The following is a 2,331-nucleotide window of genomic DNA, read 5'->3' on the forward strand; positions in this document are numbered from 1 at the left end:
CCTGTTTGCGCAACGGATTCTGCAATCGACCGAGCCACCCGCTCCGCCCAGCCGGCCGCTTCAAGTTCTTTCTCGGCCGAGATGATCAGCCGGACCAGCCTGGTGATCGGCGGATAACCGAACGCTGTTCGGATGGGGAGTTCCTGAGCAGCGAACCCCTCGAAGTCGTGCCGCACCGCCGATTGGATGGCGAAATGTTCGGGACTGAAGGTCTGAACGAGCACGAGGCCGCCGTGTGGCCCCCGGCCGGTCCGCCCTGCTACCTGGGTTACCAATTGAAACGTCCGCTCCGCCGCACGAAAGTCAGGAAAGTGGAGGGCCGTATCAGCATTGACTACGCCCACGAGTGTTACATTGGGAAAGTCCAGTCCCTTGGCAATCATCTGGGTCCCCAAAAGGATCTGGATCTTGCCCTCACGGAAGAGGCGGAATGCCCGCTCATAGGCTTCGCGGCTTCGCATGGAATCGGCGTCCATCCGCAGGCATGTGGCTTCAGGAAACCTCGCCTTGACCTCGGCCTCGAGGCGTTCCGTCCCGACTCCGCTGAACCGGATGGCTACCGATTGACACTCGGGACAGGCGTTTGGCGAGGGTGCCTCATGACCGCAATAGTGGCACAGCACCTTGCCGAAACTGCGGTGGTGTGTCAAGGCAATCTCGCAATCCGGACACATCAGGACATAACCGCAGGCCGAACACTGCACATGTGTCGCGAACCCCCGCCGATTCAGAAGCAGAATCACCTGCCCGCCGTTTTCCAAGGCTTCGTGAATGGCCACGTGCAGTTGTCGCGTGATCACGCCACGGCTTGCTCGACCGTGTTTAGGTTGACGAAGGTCGATCGGCTTAACGGCCGGCAGCGTTCGGCCGCCGATGCGCTCAGGCAAGCGGATAAGCGTGAGCTCCCCCTGCTGGGCCCGATGCCAGCTTTCCAGGGACGGAGTTGCAGACCCCAGAACGAGGGGAATCTGCTCGATGCGGGCACGGCGGAGGGCCACATCGCGGGCATGATAGCGGGGGGCGGCTTCCTGCTTGAAGGAAGTTTCATGTTCTTCGTCCATCACGATGAGACCCAGCCTCGGCGTGGGAGCAAAGACGGCACTTCGGGCGCCCACGACGACTTGCACCTGTCCGGAAGCAATCCAGTCCCACTGGGCGGCACGCTCGGCATCCGTGAGATGACTGTGGAGGACGGCAACGTGGTCGAATCGGCTGCGGAAGCGTTCCACGGTCTGCGGGGTGAGACTGATTTCGGGGACGAGCACGATGGCTTGCTTGCCCTGTTCCACCACGTGCTCAATGGCCTGGATATAGACTTCGGTCTTACCGCTCCCCGTCACACCGTAAATGAGAACGCCCCGATATTCGCCACATCGCACCGCCCCGAGGATGATCTCCAGCGCCTCCCGTTGCTGGTGATTGAGAACCAACCTGTCTTGCCGCGGAAGAGTAGTGGCCACCGGTTCGCTGTGCCGAATCCTTGCCATTTCTTTGACCAGGATTCCACGCTTGACAAGATTGTCGAGAACGGCCGTCGTGCAGCCGGCGTTTCGGGTGAGTTCGTCACGCGAGAGCCGTTGACCGGGCGCCTGCAGAAGAGCGGTTACCACCCTGATCTGCTTCTGGGTGAGCGAGGGTAACGCATCGGCACGGGCTGCCAGGCGATAATGTGCAACCAGACGTGTGCCTGCCTGGTTGCGCACGCACGCCGGTATGACCGTCTCCAGAACAGTCCCCAAAGGGCAGAGGTAATATTCCGCCATCCACTGGGCCAGTTGCAACAGAGCGGGCGTGAGCAGGGGCGCCTCATCGATGAGACTCGCGATGTCTTTCAGTTGTGGGGTGTCGGCCTGTTCGGAAATTTCAAGACAGTAACCCACCACAGAGCGGTTCGATTTTCCCAGCGGTACGCGGATCCGCTGGCCGGGAGCAATTTTTCCAACAAATGATTTGGGAACCCGATAGTCGAAAACCCCCTCGGGACCGGACTCGAACACGACTTTGGCCACCAGGACGCGCTTCGCCGGCGAAGTCTCTTCGAAGCCGGAAAATAGCGAAAGCTGTTTCACGTTTCTCACTGTATCCGGCGTCAATTCGGTTGACCAGCAAACACATCCAGGACTGCGACTTCCTCTCCGCCCAGGCTGAGTTCCACCTGATGGTTGTGAATGGGAAGTGTCGTTCCCCGCAGGAGTTCCCGAGCGGATAGACCAGTCTCGACGGCAGGATCGAAAGTGATCACCACTCGTGCTTTCTCCGGCGTGTCATTGAAGACAGTGAAATACCGCTTGCCGAACCGTTCCACGTAGACGCGCGGATGAGAAGAGCGAG

At 60.1% G+C, this 2,331-nt stretch carries 2 protein-coding genes; both read right to left on the bottom strand.

Translation table 11 applies throughout. The features are described from left to right. Positions 1–2,069, bottom strand: a 2,069-nt coding sequence (priA, locus tag H5U08_RS16035; protein ID WP_297035334.1) for a primosomal protein N', incomplete at its 3' end; no start/stop codon positions are given. Positions 2,070–2,089: 20 nt separating this feature from the next. After that, a partial coding sequence (locus H5U08_RS16040) for a hypothetical protein (RefSeq protein WP_297035337.1) occupies positions 2,090–2,331 on the bottom strand: 242 nt, incomplete at its 5' end.

It is taken from the genome of Thermogutta sp. (genome assembly GCF_014359955.1).
Lineage (GTDB): Bacteria > Planctomycetota > Planctomycetia > Pirellulales > Thermoguttaceae > Thermogutta.